Annotated in this window: 1 pseudogene; it reads right to left on the bottom strand. The window is 70.6% G+C overall.

Annotated elements, in window-relative coordinates:
• A pseudogene (locus IG08_RS62365) lies at window positions 1-324 on the bottom strand (IS200/IS605 family accessory protein TnpB-related protein); the annotation flags it as partial.
• Between the last annotated feature and the right edge of the window lie 16 nt (window positions 325-340).

Below are 340 nucleotides of genomic sequence, written 5' to 3'. Positions count from 1 at the left end.
CTCCAGAGACCGGAGGTGGGCGAGCTGGCCACGCCGGGCGAGCGCCCACTGATCATGCGTGGCCTTGGTGATCGAACCCGCCCACCGGGACGACGACACCGACGTCAGGCCCCGCTTACGCGCCGCCCAGGTGTCCGCGGAATGCTCCAGACCCTCCGCGCACCGCACCTTCAAGTCCCGGGAAGCCAGCGAACCGAGGTACGCACCGACCAGCACGAGCACCTTCACATCAGCGGGCGTGACCTGCTTAAGGCGGGTCCGGACTGCCACGCCCGAGGGGCCGGGCACGACGAACGACGCCGCACGCTCCCGCAACCCACCCACCCCACACCCCCCAAAC

Source organism: Streptomyces fulvoviolaceus (genome assembly GCF_000718165.1).
Lineage (GTDB): Bacteria > Actinomycetota > Actinomycetes > Streptomycetales > Streptomycetaceae > Streptomyces > Streptomyces fulvoviolaceus.
Note: the sequence above shows the minus strand (reverse complement) of the source record. Positions and strands in the feature narration are given on the sequence as shown.